The sequence below is a fragment of the Haemophilus sputorum HK 2154 genome, from assembly GCF_000287615.1.
GTDB lineage: Bacteria > Pseudomonadota > Gammaproteobacteria > Enterobacterales > Pasteurellaceae > Haemophilus_A > Haemophilus_A sputorum.
Genome location: NZ_ALJP01000009.1, coordinates 345,402 through 366,005 on the forward strand (window position 1 = coordinate 345,402; position 20,604 = coordinate 366,005).

The 20,604-nt window shown below is 38.6% G+C and carries 17 protein-coding genes; 5 read left to right on the forward strand and 12 right to left on the reverse strand.

Annotation, left to right across the window (positions count from 1 at the left end; all coding sequences use genetic code 11):
- Position 1: 1 nt before the first annotated feature.
- The 4 genes from HMPREF1128_RS04090 to rplM form a co-directional block, all read right to left on the reverse strand.
- Complete coding sequence (locus HMPREF1128_RS04090) at positions 2-541, reverse strand: hypothetical protein (RefSeq protein ID WP_007523998.1); 540 nt, start codon at positions 539-541, stop codon at positions 2-4.
- Positions 541-1,317: a peroxide stress protein YaaA gene (gene yaaA / locus HMPREF1128_RS04095; protein ID WP_007525440.1), complete on the reverse strand. Its 777-nt coding sequence runs from the start codon at positions 1,315-1,317 to the stop codon at positions 541-543. Before yaaA ends, HMPREF1128_RS04090 begins: the two co-directional genes overlap by 1 nt.
- A gap of 96 nt (positions 1,318-1,413) precedes the next feature.
- On the reverse strand, positions 1,414-1,809 hold the full coding sequence (rpsI, locus tag HMPREF1128_RS04100) for a 30S ribosomal protein S9 (RefSeq protein WP_007525323.1): 396 nt from the start codon (positions 1,807-1,809) through the stop codon (positions 1,414-1,416).
- Positions 1,810-1,824: 15 nt separating this feature from the next.
- Positions 1,825-2,253, reverse strand: coding sequence for a 50S ribosomal protein L13 (gene rplM / locus HMPREF1128_RS04105; RefSeq protein ID WP_007525214.1), 429 nt, complete (start codon positions 2,251-2,253; stop codon positions 1,825-1,827).
- A gap of 296 nt (positions 2,254-2,549) precedes the next feature.
- On the opposite strand from rplM, the gene HMPREF1128_RS04110 reads away from it, so the two are divergent.
- The gene (locus HMPREF1128_RS04110) at positions 2,550-2,939 is read left to right on the forward strand and encodes a YhcB family protein (protein ID WP_007524465.1); all 390 of its coding nucleotides are present in this window, start codon (positions 2,550-2,552) and stop codon (positions 2,937-2,939) included.
- A gap of 45 nt (positions 2,940-2,984) precedes the next feature.
- Here the strand turns inward: HMPREF1128_RS04110 and glnD are convergent, their stop codons facing one another.
- From glnD to rlmE, 8 genes are all read right to left on the reverse strand, one after another.
- Positions 2,985-5,528 (reverse strand): bifunctional uridylyltransferase/uridylyl-removing protein GlnD, encoded by a 2,544-nt coding sequence (glnD, locus tag HMPREF1128_RS04115; protein WP_007524894.1) that lies wholly within the window; start codon positions 5,526-5,528, stop codon positions 2,985-2,987.
- A gap of 69 nt (positions 5,529-5,597) precedes the next feature.
- The gene (locus HMPREF1128_RS04120) at positions 5,598-6,803 is read right to left on the reverse strand and encodes an aromatic amino acid transport family protein (protein WP_007524134.1); all 1,206 of its coding nucleotides are present in this window, start codon (positions 6,801-6,803) and stop codon (positions 5,598-5,600) included.
- Between the two features lie 140 nt (positions 6,804-6,943).
- Complete coding sequence (locus tag HMPREF1128_RS04125) at positions 6,944-8,158, reverse strand: aromatic amino acid transport family protein (RefSeq protein WP_007524188.1); 1,215 nt, start codon at positions 8,156-8,158, stop codon at positions 6,944-6,946.
- Between the two features lie 142 nt (positions 8,159-8,300).
- Entirely contained in the window at positions 8,301-9,095 is a 795-nt protein-coding gene (locus HMPREF1128_RS04130; RefSeq protein WP_007525294.1) for a formate/nitrite transporter family protein, read from the reverse strand.
- 152 nt (positions 9,096-9,247) lie between these two features.
- Positions 9,248-10,396 carry a hypothetical protein gene (locus tag HMPREF1128_RS04135; RefSeq protein WP_007525519.1) on the reverse strand — a complete coding sequence of 383 codons (1,149 nt, stop codon included), beginning with the start codon at positions 10,394-10,396 and terminating at the stop codon, positions 9,248-9,250.
- Between the two features lie 14 nt (positions 10,397-10,410).
- On the reverse strand, positions 10,411-13,062 hold the full coding sequence (locus tag HMPREF1128_RS04140; protein ID WP_007524023.1) for a TonB-dependent receptor domain-containing protein: 2,652 nt from the start codon (positions 13,060-13,062) through the stop codon (positions 10,411-10,413).
- Between the two features lie 241 nt (positions 13,063-13,303).
- Positions 13,304-15,223: an ATP-dependent zinc metalloprotease FtsH gene (ftsH, locus tag HMPREF1128_RS04150; protein ID WP_007524292.1), complete on the reverse strand. Its 1,920-nt coding sequence runs from the start codon at positions 15,221-15,223 to the stop codon at positions 13,304-13,306.
- A gap of 48 nt (positions 15,224-15,271) precedes the next feature.
- Positions 15,272-15,898: a 23S rRNA (uridine(2552)-2'-O)-methyltransferase RlmE gene (gene rlmE, locus HMPREF1128_RS04155; RefSeq protein ID WP_007524260.1), complete on the reverse strand. Its 627-nt coding sequence runs from the start codon at positions 15,896-15,898 to the stop codon at positions 15,272-15,274.
- A 226-nt stretch (positions 15,899-16,124) separates the two neighbouring features.
- Here rlmE and guaB point away from each other — a divergent pair, with 226 nt between their 5' ends.
- From guaB to HMPREF1128_RS04175, 4 genes are all read left to right on the forward strand, one after another.
- Positions 16,125-17,591, forward strand: coding sequence for an IMP dehydrogenase (guaB, locus tag HMPREF1128_RS04160; protein WP_007524038.1), 1,467 nt, complete (start codon positions 16,125-16,127; stop codon positions 17,589-17,591).
- A gap of 60 nt (positions 17,592-17,651) precedes the next feature.
- The gene (locus HMPREF1128_RS04165) at positions 17,652-17,981 is read left to right on the forward strand and encodes a hypothetical protein (RefSeq protein ID WP_007524328.1); all 330 of its coding nucleotides are present in this window, start codon (positions 17,652-17,654) and stop codon (positions 17,979-17,981) included.
- Positions 17,982-17,994: 13 nt separating this feature from the next.
- Positions 17,995-19,566, forward strand: coding sequence for a glutamine-hydrolyzing GMP synthase (guaA, locus tag HMPREF1128_RS04170; protein ID WP_007524106.1), 1,572 nt, complete (start codon positions 17,995-17,997; stop codon positions 19,564-19,566).
- A 78-nt stretch (positions 19,567-19,644) separates the two neighbouring features.
- Complete coding sequence (locus HMPREF1128_RS04175) at positions 19,645-20,577, forward strand: AEC family transporter (protein WP_007525379.1); 933 nt, start codon at positions 19,645-19,647, stop codon at positions 20,575-20,577.
- The last annotated feature ends 27 nt before the right edge of the window (positions 20,578-20,604 follow it).

A 20,604-nucleotide genomic window follows, 5' to 3' on the forward strand; every position in this document is an offset into this window, starting at 1 on the left:
GTTACTGACATTTAATCTGCCACGCTAAATAATTAAATTGATTGGCTAGCTCAACTAATTCCGCAGTATAACTGCTAAGATGCACATTATTCGGTTGTGCTACTTGACGTTTTTCTGAATATTGAATTTGTCCATAGCCACATTCAGATTGCTTGCCACGAGAGACCTCTAACTGAACATCATTAAAACGGCCACTTGGTGGATAGATCACTTTGCTGCGCAATTCATTATTTTCGATCCCCACCTGTGCAAAGGCTTCGGTTTCTCTAAAATGAGTTTGACGTAAAGCAACACGCGACTCCATCGTTTTACTCTTATCCGTGTCTAAAAATAACAAAATGCCTTTGCCCCATTTTTCTGCATTTTTGCTACTATCACTTGGTAAATAAAGCAAACTTTGCATTGTCTCGATTTTGTTATCTGTCACTTTTTCGTATGATTTTCCTTGAAAATTCACTTTTTCCGGTAGTAAAAAATGCTTAGGCCCACTCTGACAAGCGGTCAGAAAAATGGATAAACTTACTGAAATTGATAAACGCATTAGATAGACTCCTCTCTTTTAAATACGAATTCCGTCTCTGTAGATGAATCTGGATCAAACCAGTATCCACCATAATTAAAAGCTTTTAATTGTTCAACGTTACTTGGCTGATTTTCTAACATAAAGCGCACCATCATACCGCGTGCTTTTTTGGCATAAAAACTAATTTGTTTAAATTTACCATTTTTCTCATCTAAGAAAATAGGCTTGATAATTTGTGCCTGTAAATGCTGAGGTTTAACTGCATTAAAATATTCATCAGAAGCTAAATTAACTAGTACATTATCATTTTGTTCATCAATCGCTTTCTGTAAACATTCTGTAATGATATTCCCCCAAAAGGCATATAAATCTTTCCCTTTTGGGTTCACTAATCTTGTGCCCATTTCTAGACGGTATGGTTGCATCAAATCAAGTGGTTTTAATAAACCATATAAGCCAGATAACATACGCAAATGTATTTGTGCATACTGTACTTGTTCTGGCGTCAAAGTTTCTGCAGCTAAGCCGGTATATACATCGCCTTTAAAAGCGAATAATGCAGCTTTTGAGTTCTGTAAATTGTGTTCTAATTGCCACTGTGCAAAACGAGCAACATTTAGGCTAGCTAGCTTATCACTAATTGACATTAAAGAAGCTAATTCGGCTGGAGAGAATTTCTGACAAATCTCAATTAACTGCTGACTGTAAGCGGTCAAATTTGGTTGAGAAAATGCAAATTCAGGTGATGGGGTTTCAAAATCTAATGTTTTTGCGGGAGAGATAATCGCAAGCATACAATAACTCTTTTATTTCTATCTTGACTAAATAGCAAAAAGGCAGGAAACCCTGCCTTTTCTGATAATACTTTCGTATATCGATAATACTCGAAATTAACGTTTTGAGTATTGTGGACGACGACGTGCTTTGTGTAAACCCACTTTTTTACGTTCAACGCGACGTGCGTCACGAGTAACGAAGCCAGCTGCACGAAGTGCTGGGCGTAGAGTTTCGTCGTATTCCATTAATGCACGTGTAATACCGTGACGGATTGCACCTGCTTGACCAGAAATACCACCACCTTTAACAGTGATGTATAAATCTAATTTACCTAATAACTCAACTAATTCTAATGGTTGACGAACGATCATACGTGAAGTTTCACGACCGAAGTACACTTCTAAAGAACGTTGGTTAATAGTAATGTTACCGCTGCCCGGTTTGATAAATACACGAGCTGAAGAGCTTTTGCGGCGACCTGTGCCGTAGTTTTGATTTGCTGCTGTCATTTTTCTGCTCCGTGATTAGATGTCTAAAACTTGTGGTTGTTGTGCAGCGTGGTTGTGTTCGTTACCTGCGTAAACTTTTAATTTACGGAACATTTCACGACCTAAAGGACCTTTCGGTAACATACCTTTAACTGCGATCTCGATCACTGCTTCCGGACGACGTGCAATCATTTCTTTGAAGGTTGCATCTTTAATGCCACCTACATAGCCAGTGTGCCAGTAGTAAATTTTATCAGTTTCTTTTTTACCTGTTACAGCTACTTTCTCTGCATTGATAACAACGATGTAATCACCAGTATCAACGTGTGGAGTGTACTCAGCCTTGTGTTTACCACGAAGACGACGTGCTAATTCAGTAGCTAAACGACCTAAAGTTTTACCTGTCGCATCTACTACATACCAGTCACGTTTTACTGTTTCTGGTTTTGCTACAAAAGTTTTCATTAATTAAAATACCAAATTTAAGTTTATACCCAATATCTTTTCAGATATTACCTATTAATTTTTTCGGCTAAATCCGACCCCTTCGAGCCTTTTTTAGACCAACTTGTTTGGCGGGAAAGTCCAAACAAAAACAGGGTGCGCTAATTATACGGATTTTTAACCAAAAAGCTAATTTTTTCAGAAAGAATTTTCGTTTTTTTATGACATAACTCACATTTTCAGCCTTTAAGGGTTTATTTTTAAAAAGTAACATGCTAAAAAGATACTGAATGTTAATCAAAATAAGCGAGGATCTTATGACAGCAGAATGGACAGTCGCCGTTTGGGGTGCAATTGGCGCAGCTTTTATTGTGGGATTATTTTTCGGTGTGTTGTTTACCCGCTTTGGTAGCCGTAATATCCAAAAACAGCAACAAGTTGAAGCGGAATTGAAAAATATGAAAACTCAAGCTGATGAGCAAAAACAACAGCTTGAACAACACTTTGCAGAATCAGCAACCTTGTTAACCACTTTAGCAGAAGACTATAAAAAACTTTATAGTCATTTAGCACAAAGTTCATCTCAACTATTATCTAGTGAAAAACAAGCTGAAGTACTCAAATTGTTACAACATCAAGATGAAAATCAGCCAAGAGACTACTCTGAAGGTTCATCTGGATTATTTAAAAATACATCTGAAAACTAACTATCCTCAAAAAAGCGCACGATTTAACACTCGTGCGCTTTGTCTTTAATGATCCAGTTCCTCAATCAATCTATGTTTTAATTGCTGCTTATCTTCATCACTAAAAACATCTGCTCTAGCTCTTAATACAAAAAAGTCCTCTGCTTTTTCACCAATAGTCGTAATTTTTGCATTTAATAATTCTAAGCCCAACTGATTAAATATATGACTGATTTGTACTAACAACCCTTCTCTATCTAGCGTAAATATCTCTAACGCAACTTGATTTTCTTGCACATGTTCAACAAAGCGCACCTTGGTTTTCCGCTTAAATGGTTGCGCCTTCATTGGCTTTTTATTTACCGTAAAGGAAGTTGAGCTTGGATCAGTCAAGATCTTTGATAAATATGCTTGAATTTGTTGGCAACGAAGCGCATCTAACGCAGCTCCAGAAATTTCTGTCACAATAAAGCTATCGTAAATCCGCCCATTTTCTCCAGTAATAATTTGCGCATCATGAATACTGATTTTTTTCTGACTTAATGCCTGTGCAATCCTTTCAAATAAATAAGGCTGATCATCACAATGAACAAAAATTTCTGTCGCCCCTCGCGCATATTCGTTACTAACCAATACAAGCGGGAGTTGTGACTGTTTTAAATAATGCAGCGCATGCCAAACCAATTGAGTTGGCTTATGTCGTAAAAAATAGTCATCCGTTGATTCCGCCCAAAACGTATTCAAACGTAATCGTTCTGCTGGGGTAAGTGCAAATTTGATCTGCTCTAAAGCTTGTTGACGGTTATTTTCAGCTTCTTTTCGATAATCTAACTGTTGTGCTAATTGCTGTATCGTGAATTGATAAAGTTGCGTAAACAGTGTGCGCTTCCATTCATTCCAAAGCGTTGTATTCGTCGCACAAATATCAGCAACAGTTAAGCAAAGCAGCATTGAAAGCCGTGAGGATGTTTGAACTGTTTCCGCAAATTTTGAGATCACATTGGGATCGTGAATATCTCGGCGTTGTGCTGTAATCGACATGGTAAGATGCTCTTTAACCAACCAAGCAATATCATCTGTTTCATCTTCACTTAATCCATGTTGCTGACAGAAATGATATGCTTCTTCGGCACCATTGATTGCATGATCACCCTCTCGACCTTTTGCAATATCATGCAATAAAGCCGCTAAATACAGCTTAGCTCTTGCTTGATTTTCACTGAAAAGCTGATGACATAATGGATGCTGTGTTTTAGCCTCATCCTCAAGAAAAGACTCGATTTTTAGCATGACACGAATAGTATGCTCATCAACCGTATAAATATGAAAGAGATCAAACTGCATTAACCCACGAATTGCTTGCCATGCTGGAAAATATGCAGATAACACACCAAGTTGATGCATCGGTAAAATTGCCCGCTTAATGGCGTTGGGGTGTTCAAAAAGTGCAATAAATTGCTGGCGCACTTTTATTTCATCACATAATGGCGTTGTTCTTTTTTGTAAGGCTAATCGCAAATGGCGCAGCGTATCTGCCGCCACATAAGTTTGTGGAAGTGCGGCCAAATGGTGAAATAATCTTATTACTGTTTCAGGCTGTTGTATAAAGCATTCATTATTTTTTGCTGAAATAGCGTGACATTGCAACTTAAAAAACTCATCAAGCGGTTGATTTTCTGCTGTTTTTTGCAAATTCAAGACGGACTGTTCAAAACTATTTAGCAATAGCTGACTTAATTGAGAAACAGATTGTGTAGCTTGAAAAAAATCTCGCATCATTGTTTCAGCAGGTTGATTACCTTCACCTTTATAACCTAATTGCTCACTCAAACTCAATTGGCGGTCAAAACGTAAACGGTTATCTGGACGTTTTAGTTGCAAATGTAATGCAAAGCGGATACGAAATAATTCCGCTTCAGCGGCTTTTATCTCTTGATACTCTTCTGGCATCAGAATTTTGGCCTTCAATAATGATTCAAAAGAGGCCATACGATAATGCCGTAGCATAATCCAAGAGAGTAAATGTAAGTCACGCAAACCACCTGGACTATGTTTAATATCTGGCTCTAAATTATAACTGGTGTTGTTATAGCGAGCATAACGCTCTTCTTTTTCCGCTAATTTCGCTTGGTAAAATTGTGCTATCGGCCAAAAATCCGCTTGATAAATTCTCTCTTTTAGTTGCTGCCATAATGATGAATTACCGAATAAAAATCTTCCTTCATACATATTAGTTGCAACCGAAAGTTCTTCACGCCCAATTGTTATGCATTCTTCTATTGTGCGAATTGTTGCCCCTACCTGCAATTTAAGATCCCAAAGTGTATTCAGTAGCGCATTTATACTTTGTTGCGAAGCTTCGTCCAACGGTGCTTGCGTTAGGATCAAAATATCCAAATCCGAAAGAGGAAACATTTCTCTTCTGCCATACCCACCTACTGCAATGAGCGCTAAATCTTGACGGATAGCAAAACCAAATTGCTGCCAGAGTTTTTTCAACATTTCATCATAAAACAGGCTACGTTGATGCAATAAAGCTACCACATCATGGGTTCCAAAATCTTGTTGTTGCTGAAGGTTAAAGGTACTAAGAGAATCTTTTAACGTCATACATATGTTCCCAATAAAAAAGCGGTCTAATTTTGCAAAACTTTTACAAATTCAGACCGCTTGTTTAAATTAACCTACAACTTTTGGTAGGTCTAAAAATGGAATGATGATAATAATCACACCTGCAATAAAGGCAAGAATCAGGGCAACGTTTCCGCCAATAACACGATACGGAAGATTCGGATGCGTAACTCGTGCTCGCCATGCCAATAAAACTGGAAGAATAATACCGTAATAGGCAAACAGTAAACCAGCATAACCTAGTGCAGCAATAAAGGCTTCTTTCCAGAATAATGCAAATAATAATGGTGGCGCAAATGTCACTAACGTTAATAACGCACGGTTTTCTTTCAGATTTACACGTTTACGTAAATCGTCCATACATTCAAAAATACCTAACGCTACCCCTAAAAATGAAGTAATCAGCGCAAGAATGGAGAATAAGCGCATCATTTCACCTAATGCACTGCTTCCTGTTAATATACTCGTTGCTTTAATTAAGCCGTTTAATGTTGGATCAGATTTTAAGATCTGAACAAATTCACCTTGAGAAAGTACACCGTGGGTCGCTAATTGCCATAATACATAGGCGATCAATGGAATCGCGGTGCCAATGTAAATCGCAATACGAATTTTACGAATATCCGCATTTAAATAGGTATTGATACTTGCCATGATTACGTGGAAGCCAAATGAGGTGAAGAAAATTGGAATCGCTGAAACAATCAAAAGATTATCTAACGGCACCGCGGTCAAGTTTTCTAATTTTGCTTTAGGTAACATTAAGATCAATACTGCTACGAATGCAATAATTTTGCCGATAAACAGTACGCGAGTTAATCCATCAACGCCTTTAATTCCCATCACAACAAAAGAACCCAATATGATGGTAAAGATTAAAATACCGATTTGTTCGGTCGTTTTTGCATCCCCCATTTTTGGTAAAATGCCTGAAAGTAATGAGCCACCGCCAGAAATATAAGCTGCTAATAAAGCATATAATAGGACTAATAAACTAATAGTAGCAGATAAACGCCCGCCAATACCCAAATATTGCTCGGCCAAACTTGCTACCCCCACATCTTGACGTGGTGCAGTTTGGTAAACTTCCATAAATAATAAGCCAGTATAGGCTAATAATGCCCAAAGCCCGATCAATAACACTAATGTTGCACCGAAACCCATACCGGCAGATGTCAGTGGCATGGCAAGCATTCCAGCCCCAATGGTTGTGCCTGCAATCATTAAGGCACTACCTAAGATCTTATTTTTCATAATAACCTCTAAATAAAAATATTCTGCATTCTAACAAAAATCTGCTCAAAATGGAGCAGACTCATTCTATTTTTCTATTCGACAAGCGGTCATTTTTTTGCAAAATTTTGCAAGAATTAAACCGTTTGTCTGTTTTCGTCTTAGCCAACCACTTTCGGTAACAGCCCTTCTTGAATCAAGAATGGAACGATCACGATAAAAATCCCGATAACTAACGCCAATAATAAAGAAAGACTACCACCTTTTACACGATAAGCTAATGTTGGGAATTGTTTACGCACACGCCAAACTATCGCAATCGGTAAAACAATCGCATAGAACGCAAACATTTGACCTGCATAGCCTAACGCCATAATAAAACCTTGCGGGAAAAAGAAGGCAAAAAGCATTGGAGGAATAAACGTCAATAAGCCTAACGTTTTACGACCAGCCGGTAAATTAACACGTTTTAATAGATCTTCTAAAGTTTCAAACAAGCCTAATGCCACCCCTAAAAATGAGGTAATTAACGCCGCTGCAGAAAATACGCGCACTGTAATACCAATCCATGCGCTGCCAGTCACTTCATGTGCGGCTTCAGCTAAGCCATTTAATGTCGGATCTTTATCTAATAATGCTAAAAATTGTGTTTGACTTAACACACCGTGCGTTGCTAATTGCCATAAAAGATACGCAACTAAAGGAATTGCTGTACCTACTAAAATAGAAATTCGTAGCGCCTTAACATTGCCCTCAAGGTATTTATTTAAACTTGGAATAGAACCATGAAAGCCGAATGAAGTAAAGAAAATCGGCAAGGCAGAAATTAGTAACGCCTTATCAATCGGCATCTCTAATAAGTTTTCTATTGATACTTTAGGTAGCAATAAACCGAGTACCACAATAAACGCCAACATTTTCGTAAAGAAAATGATACGGTTAGCGGCATCAACGCTAGTGGTACCAGTCACAATAAATGAACCAAAAAATAACGTAAAAATCACACCGGCCACTTTGATGGTTGTGTCTTTATCAACAATCGTTGGTAATACGCCACCAAAAATCGAACTCGCCCCAGACACATAAGCTGCTAAAATCGCATAAAGGAAAATCACTAAGACAGCTGTTGAAACTACTCGCCCCAAGGTGCCGTAGTATTTTTCAGCTAAAGTACCTAAACCAACATCACTATCTACGGTTTGATATGCTTCAACAAAAAGCAATGCGCTAAAAGCAAGCAAAAGCCAAAGTGAAACTAAAAGTAATGTTGTAAACCCAAAACCTATACCAGCTGAAGTTAATGGCATAGCCAACATACCGGCACCGATAGTCGTTCCTGCAACAATCAATGTGCTGCCTAATGTTTTATTTTGCATAACCACCTCATAATTGATGAATTGGTGGCATTCTACCTCAATATTTTTTAAATGTAACGAATTATTTTCACTGTAAACTTTTGATTACAACCAAATAAAAAAGGCTAACCTCATAAGTTAGCCTTTATCAACATTCTGATTCTTAAATAGAGTAATCTTCTTTTAATAAATGGCGATATGCATAAAGATAAGATGCCCCAACAAACGCAGCTCCACCTGTCACATTTCCTAAAAAGACTGGAATCATATTAAGAAAGAATTCTCCCCAAGTTACATTAGCCCCTGCAAAAATACCTGCTGGAATGATGAACATATTCGCGACAAAGTGCTGTAAGCCGATCAATACGAAGATCATAACCGGAAACCACATCGCTAAGATTCGCCCAGAGGTTTGTTTCGCACCAAAATAGAACCAGATTCCCATGCACACCATCCAGTTACACGCAATCGCAGAAATAAATGCTCGGCCGAAATCCATTTGCACTTTTGCTTGTGCAATTGCAATCGTTTTTGCAGCAGCACCACCTTCTGCCAAACCAACGTAATGCCCTAAGAAATAAGCCATGAATAGCGCACCGGCTAAGTTACCAAAGCTAACTACAATCCAATTTCGGAATAATTTCTTGAAGCTAACTCGATGAGTTAAGCGTCCTAATGCCATCATCATCATATTTCCGGTCGCTAATTCCCCGCCACCAATAAGAATACAGATTAAACAAATTGGGAATACTGCAGCGCCTAGTAAAGTTGCTAAACCGCCCCATTCAGCAGGAATACCGCTTACCACTTTAAGATAAGCCATATAACCGAAACTGACATAGCCCCCACCTAAAAAGCTGAGAATGGCCAATGTTTTTAAATGCCCTTCAGATTTGGCATAACTTTTATCAATGACATCTTGTAAGATTTCATGAGGGTAAAGATCACGATGTTGCATATGTTTTCCTTCTTTAATGATTAAAATTATTAGTGGCTAAAATGTAACAAATCTATGCAACAGCCCAAAAGAACTCCTCTCTATATTGTGTGTGTTTTAGTTATAACAAAGGATATAAACAAAACGGCTAAGCATATGCCTAGCCGTTTCAATTATGGTGTCGTAGTCGATGTAGGCTCTTTAAGCTCTGCGCCGAATACAGCTCGATATTCTAGTGGATCATTTGCTTTTAGTTCTTCATGACTAAAAGCTAATTTTACTTCACCAACCACGCCTTTTGCAGACTCACCCACAAATTTGGCTTGATAGCGACTTTCATCTTCATTGAATTCACTCCCTTTTAAAGATACAGCCCCTGTGGTTAGCGTATTACGTTGTAAATTAAATGCCTCACTCTGCTCTAGCATAATTTTTTTATTGAGCAATTTACTGTCAATTTCTCCAGAAATCGTTTTATTAGCCCAATCTGCGGTTAAATGAACCGTTCCATCTTCTGTTGGTAGTGTAGCTTGCGTAATATCATAGCTAGTAAATCCTGCATCTGCACTATCAACATATCGGCGTACACTTGCAATGACTTTACCTGTATATTCCGCTTTACCACTTAATCGTTCTACCACCTCTTTACGATAACGTAGTTCACCATCGTTATTCGCATATGGTAAATCTTCCGATTTTACTTGAGCGTTTTCTTCCCCATCGTTGGTATAACGATTGTTTAATGCAGTGGTAAAATAAACTACATCATTACCGTTAGTAAACATCGCACCATAAGAGGCATAAGGCGTATTTCTGAAAATATAGTTAATTTTATCTACAGACTGCTTTGTCCATTTCTGTGTTGTAAGGTCATATTCAACCAATGAACCTTTAAGAGACGGATCTGCAATACTTCCTTGATAAGTGTGATTAATATTTTTTCCAATTTCAGTAATATTCAGACCTATCTCTGCATTTTCATCTTTATCGAAAGGGGAAATCTCTGAAATAGACTCGTTCGACCATTCACTAAATGGAATTTGTCCTTCATAAGCACGAATTTTCTCAGCAACATAGCGATCACTTCGACTACTCGTATCTGTAATTGAATTAACTTTTAAATTCCGCCACCCTTGTTCGCCAGAAATGGTTTGTGGTTTTTCTTCAATTGGCTTGACCGTATTTGGATCGATAGTTTCTGGTTTACTTTCCTCTTTTGCGCCAGCTTGATTGCTTGCACCATCAGAAACTGACATACAACCACTTAAATTGAGTGCCAATAAGAGACTACAAGCGGTCATTTTTAATGAAATTTTTACCATATTAAGTTCTCCTTTTAATATTTATAATTAGCGGTGAAAATTGCTGTTCTACCACGCGCATAGTTATTAAGCACAGACTGATTTCCGTCATACATGGTATAAAGTCGTTGAGCTGCTGAGTCATTACCAGCATCAAGCGGATCAACATATTTTTTATTGAAAATATTTTGTAACTCTGCTTTTAGCACTAAGTTTTTGATAGGCTCATAACTTACATATACATCATAAATCATCGGCTGTTTACGAATTTCTTCTGTTTTTTTCACCACCTCAATACGGTCACCATCATTAATTGCACCGCTTATACCATATAAATAACGCTCCTCTAAAGTCGCCCTTTTACTTTTACCGTAATAACGCATAATTCCGCCTAATACCAATTTTTGGTCGAACCAACGGCTTCCCATTTCAAGGCGTGCATAATCTTTTGGTAACATACTCACTTTAGTTAAACCATTACCTTGCTTGAGCAAGTCTGCCATTGCCACATTATTACGAGCAGGGCTAGTATCACTATAATTAGTCGGCTGGTTAGTCACCTGATATGCATAAGCAAAATTAGTAAAGAAACGACCCACATCGTAATTTAATTCAATCTCTACCCCTTTCTTATGTACAGCATCGCGATAATTGCGATGTTGAATGGAATACGGGATTTTTTCTGACCAATCTGGGCGTTTATCCCACCAATATCCCCATGCATTATGGATATAATTATCGATACGAGTTTGGTAATAAACAACTTTAAGACCGAACACATCATCAGCTTTTAGCGCTGATTTTTTATACGAATTAAAACCAATTTGATAAGTTTTTGCTTTTTCTGGTTTTAAATTTAAGTTAGTACCCGATGCTCCAATTTGAGAGAAATACATTTCTTGGATATTTGGCATTCTATGGGTGCGAGAAAAACTAACAAACGGAGAAAAATAATCTTTAACGTTAGCACTTAATACTACAGAATGATTTACCGCACTACGTTTTCCACCTTTTCTAACTAAAGGTTCATAAATCTCTCGGCAAGTTTGAAGATCTTCACTACAACCAGCTTCCTGATAAGCTTTAGAATCTTTCCCAAAGGTTTTTACAAAATCCGCATAATCTTTGTAGTATTCTGCAACATCACCATTAAATCGATATTGTAATAAGTTCACGCTGTAATCTGCTTTAAAAATGCCTTTTGAAAGGCTGTTATCTAAATAAAAGCTATTAAAGCGTTGTTCACCATTTGGATACACTGGTGTTGATTTCTGTGGAAGAATTTGAAAGTTTCCACTATCGCCGCCTAAACTACTTTGTAATCCTTTAACATGCTCTTGATAAAATAGCGCTAGCTCTTCTGGAAAACGATTTCTGTCATAACGGTTTTTTAATAAATTCACACCTACTGTCGTTTGTAAATCAACTGATTTAGGTAAGAAAAAATTAAAGGTATTGTGTACATCTAGTGTATTCGCTTTATTCGTTAGCACTAAATTTTTCTTAATTGGCCAACCACTAAATTCAGAACCAACAGGGTATCTTTGTTTTCCATCATTATATGCCGCTAAAATAGAGAGATTGAGGTAATCATTCTTTTTGAATTGATAATCAGCTTGGTAATTCTGATTTTCAACTTTGCGAATGCCTATATGATTATTCATTTGACGATATTGTAGATTCAATGAATGAATATCATCTGCATACTCAAATTTTACTAAATGGCTGTGCGAACGCTGACGTAAACTTTCAGGATCAATGGGACGAACATCAAATTGTGGCTTATCAAAGCGGTTAAAAAGACTATTTTCTTCCGCTGGCGAAGTAATCGTCGCTTCATTCACCAGTTGCGGATTATCTAATAAGTTTACGTTTTTACGACAAAGATTTGTTGCCTCTTCATCAGTTTGGAAATAGTAGTTATCGCATTCAAGTCCAGCCGTATTAAATGTTCGTTGTTTAATACGTGCTAATACATCCGCGCCTAAATTACCAATTTTGGTGCTTCCTCCACCGACTTTATAGTTTTGGGCTACTTCCCGTTGACTATAGCCATATAGAAAACCAATATAGCCATTGTCTAACCATTTGCGAGCGGCAAATGTTCCCATAAAATTAGGTTTCGTATCGTTTGTGCCTGATAATCCTTTAAATAACACGCCAACATTATTTTCAGGATCTACCACATCATTTACGCCAAGCGTACGGAAATTAGCCGAACCAAATAATGCATTAGCGCCACTTGCTCCACTGAACGTTCCTTTTGTTAAATCAACACCTGCAATAAAGTTGGGATCTATCGCAGCCCCAAATTGGGCATTACCACCCGCTCGTCCATTACCATCAGATGCAGTAGCATAAAAAGTTTGTGACACACCATCGACCATAGTATTAGCACGTCCGAAACCACTCTCACCTCGAATGTTTAACGCTACCACACCAGTAGATTTATCTTGTTGCGTAAAAGCACCAGGCATACTGCGAACAATATTATCAATGCTTTGACTTTGTTTAAAAATGTCTTGTTTAGTGCTACTAGCTTTAGCTTCAGTAAAGATTTTTTTCTCGCTGGAAATGTCATGTTCCACAACGCTAACTTCATCTAAAATGGCTTCTTCAGCTTGTACAGAATGGATGCTTTGCAATATTGCAAGTGTGATTAAATTGATTTTTGTGATCGACTTCATATCTCTATCCTCCAATCACGAGATTTAGTCTTTGAGAAAATAGATAGGCTCAACCAAATGGTTAAGCCTAATCTCCTTTTAAAATTTAAACGGGTAAATGTTGTCTTGTTATATACCCATAAAAATAATATGTCTAACTTAAAGAAAATGCAAGTAATTCTTGATGAGATTGAGAGGATAAAATGCGCAGTCGAAAAAAAAGCTGAATTTATTTCTAAATTCAGCTTTTTAAAGTTAGGTATTAAGCATCAGCTTGATTATCAGATACGTTAGGTTCAACCTTTGTTTCAGATTCTAAATCTGTTTTAATTTTATCATCTGATTTTGGTTGCTCATCCTTTGGTTTATCATTCCAACCTGAAGGTTCTCCGACTGGACGACGAGCCATTAAGTCATCAATCTGATTACGATCAAGGGTTTCATATTTTAACAATGCATCTTTCATCGCATGTAAAATATCCATGTTGTCTTCAAGCGTCTGTTTAGCACGATTGTAGTTGCGGTCAATAATTTTACGCATTTCAACATCAATCAATTTTTGCGACTCTTCAGAAACACCTTTAATTGCGCCCATTCCATCTTCATTTTGATAGAAAATAGGCCCAAGCTCTTTAGAGAAGCCCCATTGCGTTACCATTGCTCGTGCAATTTGTGTTGCACGATGAATATCTGATGATGCGCCAGTAGTAATTTTATCTTCACCAAAAATTAGCCCTTCCGCAATTCGACCTGCAAATAAAGTAGAAAGCTGGCTTTCTAATTTAGTGAAGGTTTCACTTACACGGTCACCTTCTGGTAAGAACTGCGCAAAACCTAATGCTTGACCACGAGGGACAATCGTCACTTTATTCAGAGGGTCATGCTCTGGCATTAAATAACCGACGATAACATGACCAGCTTCATGATAAGCCGTATTGATAATCTCTTTTTCAGTCATCGTATTCGAACGACGCTCTGGCCCCATATTGATTTTATCACGTGCTTGTTCAAAATCTTCCATGGTAACTACACGACGGTTTTTACGTGCTGCAAATAAAGCGGCCTCATTCACTAAGTTCGCTAATTGTGCCCCCGAATAACCAGGTGTGCCACGAGCAATTTGCATTGCATTCACATCATCTGCAAGCGGTACTTTTTTCAAGTGAACTTGCAAAATTTGCTCACGGCCTTTTACGTTTGGCAAATCAACGGTAACTTGGCGGTCAAAACGTCCTGGACGCGTTAATGCATCATCCAATACATCAGCACGGTTCGTTGCTGCAATGATAATGACCCCTTCAGAACCTTCAAAACCATCCATTTCTACTAACATTTGGTTTAATGTTTGTTCGCGTTCATCGTGACCACCGCTAAAACCAGCACCACCACGTTTACGACCAACCGCATCAATTTCATCAATAAAAATGATACAAGGTGCATTTTTCTTCGCCTGTTCAAATAAATCACGTACTCGAGAAGCACCCACACCGACGAACATTTCTACGAAGTCAGAACCAGCCATAGTAAAGAAAGGAACCTTCGCTTCACCAGCAATCGCTTTAGCTAATAAAGTTTTACCTGTTCCTGGTGGACCAACCATTAAAATACCTTTTGGAATACGGCCGCCCAGTTTTTGGAATTTGCTTGGATCACGTAAGAAATCAACCACTTCGCCAACTTCTTCTTTCGCTTCATCACAACCTGCCACATCTGCAAAGGTCGTTTTTACTTGATCGGCAGTGAGCATCTTCGCTTTACTTTTACCAAAGCTAAATGCCCCTTTACCGCCACCACCTTGCATTTGGCGCATATAGAACACCCAAAAGCCAATTAGAATAATAATTGGAAATGAAGAGATAAGCAGTTGCACAAATACATTGCGACGCTCTTCAGGTTGACCAGTTACTGTTGCATCTGTTTTTGATAGATCTGCTAACAAATCACGATCGTACATCGGCATTACTGTTTGATATTTAGTGCCGTCTTTTTTAGTCACACTGATCGTTTCGCTATTACTTTTCATATCCACATCTTTTAAAGTATTCGTACGAATATCATTTAAGAAAGTGGAATATGCCACAGTATTGTTATTCCCAAAGTTAGAATTAAAGCCTTCAAATGCCGTCATCATCACAATGGCAACTACAACCCAAAGAAGTATATTTTTAACCATATCGTTCAAGGTTAATGTCCTCTTTAACTAATAAAAAATCTTTACTCGGCTTATCAATTAGCCTTTATAGCCTGTTGCAACAATATAAACTTCTCGAGAACGATCCCTTGAAGCCTCAGGCTTGCGTACTTTTACCGTACGGAACATTGCCCGAATATCACGCAAATACTCATCAAAGCCTTCTCCTTGGAATACCTTGACAACAAAACTGCCATTCGGTGCTAATACTTGGCGACACATATCTAAAGCAAGTTCCACCAAATACATAGCTCGAGGAATGTCTACTGATGGCATACCGCTAAAATTGGGCGCCATGTCAGACATCACTACATCGACTAAACTATCGCCAACTCGTTCTAACAAAGCGTTGAGCACACTTTCTTCTCTAAAATCGCCTTGTAAGAAATCGACCCCCACAATTGGATTCATATCCAAAATATCACAGGCTATAATTCTCCCTTTACTGCCAATTTGTGTCACGGCATATTGCGACCAACCGCCAGGTGCCGCACCTAAATCAACCACGGTCATTCCAGGTTTAAACAATCGGTCAGTTTGCTGAATTTCATCTAGTTTGAAATAAGCTCGGGAGCGTAATTTTTGTTTATGTGCTTTTTGCACAAATTGATCTTTAAAATGCTCCGCAAGCCAACGGGAAGAGCTTGCACTTCTTTTTCTACCCATAAATTCTCTTTCTCTTACTATTAAAGGTATAGTGTACCATAATAAGGCCTCTTTGGCGTGATTCAAGTCAAGATGTAAAATATTTATTTCATGATGCTATTATCAAACTCTTAAAACTTAAGCAACAGTTCACTAATTTCAGTTTTACAATTTCCAATTCCCCCTGTATAATACGCCCGCAATAATTTCTAGCTCAATTTTTCATTTTAAAAAAGGAACTATTGCAATGTCATTACGCATTAAACAAGAAGCGCTTACCTTTGACGACGTTCTGCTCGTCCCAGCTCACTCAACTGTTCTCCCTAATACTGCCAACCTTTCAACTCAACTCACCAAAGAAATTCGCTTAAATATTCCTATGCTTTCTGCTGCAATGGATACTGTTACAGAAACCAAATTAGCCATCTCTTTAGCACAAGAAGGCGGTATCGGCTTTATTCATAAAAATATGACTATCGAACGCCAGGCAGATCGCGTTCGCAAAGTGAAAAAATTCGAAAGTGGTATTGTTTCTGAACCTGTGACTGTTTCTCCTGATTTAACCCTTGAAGTACTTGCTGAAATGGTCAAAAAAAATGGTTTTGCAGGCTACCCTGTAGTAGATGGCGAAAATAATTTAATTGGTATTATTACTGGTCGTGACACGCGTTTCGTAAAAGATTTAAGCAAAACCGTTTCACAGGTAATGACGAAAAAAGAACGCTTAGTGACGGTAAAAGAAGGTGCTGCGCGTGATGAAATTCTTGCACTCATGCACGAACACCGTGTAGAAAAAGTACTGGTAGTAGATGATGCTTTCAAATTAAAAGGTATGATCACCGTTAAAGACTTCCAAAAAGCGGAACAAAAACCAAACGCATGTAAAGATGAATTCGGTCGTTTACGCGTTGGTGCGGCTGTAGGTGCAGGCCCAGGTAACGAAGAACGTATTGATGCTTTAGTAAAAGCCGGCGTAGATGTATTGTTAATCGACTCTTCTCACGGCCACTCAGAAGGCGTATTACAACGCGTTCGTGAAACTCGGGCAAAATATCCAAACTTACCTATTGTTGCGGGTAACGTAGCAACGGCTGAAGGCGCAATCGCATTAGCAGACGCAGGCGCAAGTGCAGTGAAAGTAGGTATTGGTCCTGGTTCAATTTGTACAACTCGTATTGTAACTGGTGTAGGTGTTCCACAAATCACCGCTATCGCAGACGCAGCTGCGGCATTAAAAGATCGTGGCATTCCAGTTATCGCGGACGGTGGTATTCGTTTCTCTGGTGATATTGCAAAAGCTATCGCAGCAGGTGCTAGCTGTGTAATGGTTGGTTCTATGTTTGCCGGTACTGAAGAAGCACCGGGTGAAATCGAACTTTATCAAGGTCGTGCATTTAAATCTTACCGAGGTATGGGCTCATTAGGTGCGATGGCGAAAGGCTCATCAGACCGTTATTTCCAATCTGATAACGCTGCAGACAAACTCGTACCAGAAGGTATCGAAGGCCGCATTCCATATAAAGGTTACTTAAAAGAAATCATCCATCAACAAATGGGTGGCTTACGTTCTTGCATGGGCTTAACTGGCTGTGCAACTATTGATGAACTACGCACCAAAGCGGAGTTTGTTCGCATTAGCGGTGCAGGCATTAAAGAAAGCCATGTTCATGATGTAACCATTACTAAAGAAGCGCCAAACTATCGTATGGGTTAGTGATGAGTAAAAGAGCGGATAAATTTGACCGCTCTTTTAACCTATAATTAAGAGGCTAAAATGAAAAAACTAGCATTACTTATTCCTTTTATCGTATCAGGTTGTGCACTTTTTGGTCCAACCTATACGGGAAAAACAACTGCAAGTTATTTACTAAAATCAGATACAGAAAGTAATATCAATCTGTTTTTTAGAGCAATTCATAATTGTACGCCCAAACAAATTCATACTCAGATCAATGATGTAAAAATCGACCCTAAAACATCTACTGTCGATTCAGTAGATGAAACTTGGACAGTAACTGGCTGTAACCAAACTGAAATATTTAAAATTAAATATACCAATGATGGTCAAGGCGGCACTTACATCAATATGAGAAAACAAAACTAACGCAAGGTAAAAAATGACAAACATCCACAATCATAAAATACTGATCCTCGACTTTGGTTCACAATATACCCAACTGATTGCACGTCGTGTGCGTGAAATTGGCGTGTACTGCGAACTTTGGGCGTGGGACGTGACGGAAGAACAAATCCGTGAATTTAATCCAACGGGGATTATTCTTTCAGGCGGTCCTGAAAGTACTACTGAAGAAAATAGCCCGCGTGCACCAGAATATGTATTCCATGCTGGTGTGCCAGTATTAGGTATTTGCTACGGCATGCAGACAATGGCAATGCAACTTGGTGGCTTAACAGAAACCTCTGACCATCGTGAATTCGGTTATGCCTCTGTTACATTAGAAAATGCCACAGCGCTTTTTGCAAATCTTAATAATAATTTGACCGCTTGCGAGCCAAAATTAGACGTTTGGATGAGCCACGGCGATAAAGTAACCCGCTTACCAGAAAACTTCAAAGTAACTGGCACCACGCCAACCTGCCCAATTGCTGCAATGTCGGACGAAAATCGTCGTTTCTACGGTGTACAATTCCACCCTGAAGTAACACATACTAAAAAAGGTTTAGAATTATTAACCAACTTTGTAGTCAACATTTGTGGCTGCGAAACTAAATGGACAGCTGAAAACATCATTGAAGATGCCGTTGCTCGTATTAAAGAGCAAGTGGGCGATGATGAAGTGATTTTAGGTTTATCCGGTGGTGTAGACTCTTCTGTGGTTGCACTACTTTTACATCGCGCTATCGGCAAAAACTTACACTGCGTATTCGTGGATAACGGCTTACTCCGCTTACACGAAGGCGATCAAGTCATGGAAATGTTTGGCGATAAATTTGGTTTGAACATTACCCGCGTTGATGCGGAAAGCCGTTTCTTAGGTGAACTTGCAGGTGTATCTGATCCTGAAGCAAAACGCAAAATTATCGGTAAAGTATTCGTTGATGTATTCGATGATGAATCGAAAAAACTCACTAATGTGAAATGGTTGGCACAAGGTACGATCTACCCTGACGTAATCGAATCGGCAGCAAGCAAAACCGGTAAAGCACATGTGATTAAATCACACCACAACGTAGGTGGTTTGCCGGATTATATGAAATTAGGCTTAGTTGAACCGCTACGTGAATTATTTAAAGACGAAGTGCGTAAAATTGGTTTAGCATTAGGCTTACCGGCTGAAATGATCAACCGCCACCCATTCCCTGGTCCGGGTTTAGGCGTACGTGTATTAGGCGAAGTGAAAAAAGAATACTGCGATTTATTACGCCGTGCGGATGCAATCTTTATCGAAGAATTACGCAACAGCGGTTGGTATGAAAAAACCAGCCAAGCCTTCAGCGTATTTTTACCAGTCAAATCTGTAGGTGTGATGGGAGATGGCCGTAAATACGATTGGGTGATCTCACTACGTGCAGTAGAAACCATCGATTTTATGACCGCACATTGGGCTCATTTACCTTATGATTTATTAGGCAAAGTGTCTAACCGCATTATCAACGAAGTGAACGGCATTTCCCGTGTGGTGTATGACATCAGCGGAAAACCCCCAGCAACTATCGAATGGGAGTAACCTAAATCAATTTAAAGGGCAAATTATTTTTGCCCTTTTCTTCTTTTATAACAACAACTTTTCTCATCAGAATTCACTATGGACATCGCATTTTTACTCGGTACTAAAATTATTGAACTGACACTTATTGTGCTTATTGGCTATGGGTTAGTTAAATCAAAACTATTAAAATCAGAAAATAGCAAGCCACTTTCTATTATTGGACTTTATGTCATTAGTCCAGCGGTGATGATTGAAGCCTTTCAAATTGATTACACGCCTGAAATCTTGCAAGGTTTACAGCTTTCACTTCTTATGGCGGTGTTTCTCCACATTATTCTGATTATTATTGGTAGCCTATTGAAACGTCTATTAAAACTTGATCCTATTGAACACGCCACCTCTATTTATTCAAATTCAGGCAACTTAATTATTCCGATTGTAATGTCGTTATTCGGTAAAGAATGGGTCATTTACGCCAGCTGTTTTATTGTGGTACAAACCTTTCTATTTTGGACGCATTGCCGTTTGATTATTGTAGGAAAAGGGAATTTATCATTAAAGACAATCGCCCAAAACATCAATATCTGGTCAATTCTCGTTGGCGCATTTTTGTTTGCTTTTCAAATTAAGCTGCCAAATATTATCAATGGCACACTCTCTTCCATCGGTTTGTTTATTGGTCCGAATGCCATGCTTGTTGCGGGTATGTTAATTGCTGCAATTCCGTTAAAAAGCATCGTATCATCTAAGCGCATTTATTTAGTTACGCTATTACGCTTGCTGCTTATTCCGATTTTATTACTGGTATTGATAAAGCTCATTGGCTTTGCTGATTGGATTGAAAAAGGAGAGATAATTGTGCTAATTAGCTTTTTAGCAACCACCAGTCCCTCTGCAGCAACAGTGACACAAATGGCGGTAATTTATAACAACAATCCGCAAAAGGCTAGTGCTATTTACGGGGTAACGACGCTGCTTTGTATGTTTACAATGCCACTTGTGATTGCGTTATATCAAATGTGGAGTTAATAAAAAACCACGCTTCAGCGTGGTTTT

Coding starts and splice junctions, on each gene's coding strand:
- HMPREF1128_RS04175 (WP_007525379.1), top strand. CDS start 19,645: ATGGACATCGCATTTTTACTCGGTACTAAAATTATTGAACTGACACTT.
- guaB (WP_007524038.1), top strand. CDS start 16,125: ATGTCATTACGCATTAAACAAGAAGCGCTTACCTTTGACGACGTTCTG.
- HMPREF1128_RS04110 (WP_007524465.1), top strand. CDS start 2,550: ATGACAGCAGAATGGACAGTCGCCGTTTGGGGTGCAATTGGCGCAGCT.
- rlmE (WP_007524260.1), bottom strand. CDS start 15,898: ATGGGTAGAAAAAGAAGTGCAAGCTCTTCCCGTTGGCTTGCGGAGCAT.
- HMPREF1128_RS04120 (WP_007524134.1), bottom strand. CDS start 6,803: ATGAAAAATAAGATCTTAGGTAGTGCCTTAATGATTGCAGGCACAACC.
- rplM (WP_007525214.1), bottom strand. CDS start 2,253: ATGAAAACTTTTGTAGCAAAACCAGAAACAGTAAAACGTGACTGGTAT.
- HMPREF1128_RS04165 (WP_007524328.1), top strand. CDS start 17,652: ATGAAAAAACTAGCATTACTTATTCCTTTTATCGTATCAGGTTGTGCA.
- rpsI (WP_007525323.1), bottom strand. CDS start 1,809: ATGACAGCAGCAAATCAAAACTACGGCACAGGTCGCCGCAAAAGCTCT.
- HMPREF1128_RS04135 (WP_007525519.1), bottom strand. CDS start 10,396: ATGGTAAAAATTTCATTAAAAATGACCGCTTGTAGTCTCTTATTGGCA.
- HMPREF1128_RS04140 (WP_007524023.1), bottom strand. CDS start 13,062: ATGAAGTCGATCACAAAAATCAATTTAATCACACTTGCAATATTGCAA.
- glnD (WP_007524894.1), bottom strand. CDS start 5,528: ATGACGTTAAAAGATTCTCTTAGTACCTTTAACCTTCAGCAACAACAA.
- HMPREF1128_RS04130 (WP_007525294.1), bottom strand. CDS start 9,095: ATGCAACATCGTGATCTTTACCCTCATGAAATCTTACAAGATGTCATT.
- yaaA (WP_007525440.1), bottom strand. CDS start 1,317: ATGCTTGCGATTATCTCTCCCGCAAAAACATTAGATTTTGAAACCCCA.
- guaA (WP_007524106.1), top strand. CDS start 17,995: ATGACAAACATCCACAATCATAAAATACTGATCCTCGACTTTGGTTCA.
- HMPREF1128_RS04125 (WP_007524188.1), bottom strand. CDS start 8,158: ATGCAAAATAAAACATTAGGCAGCACATTGATTGTTGCAGGAACGACT.
- HMPREF1128_RS04090 (WP_007523998.1), bottom strand. CDS start 541: ATGCGTTTATCAATTTCAGTAAGTTTATCCATTTTTCTGACCGCTTGT.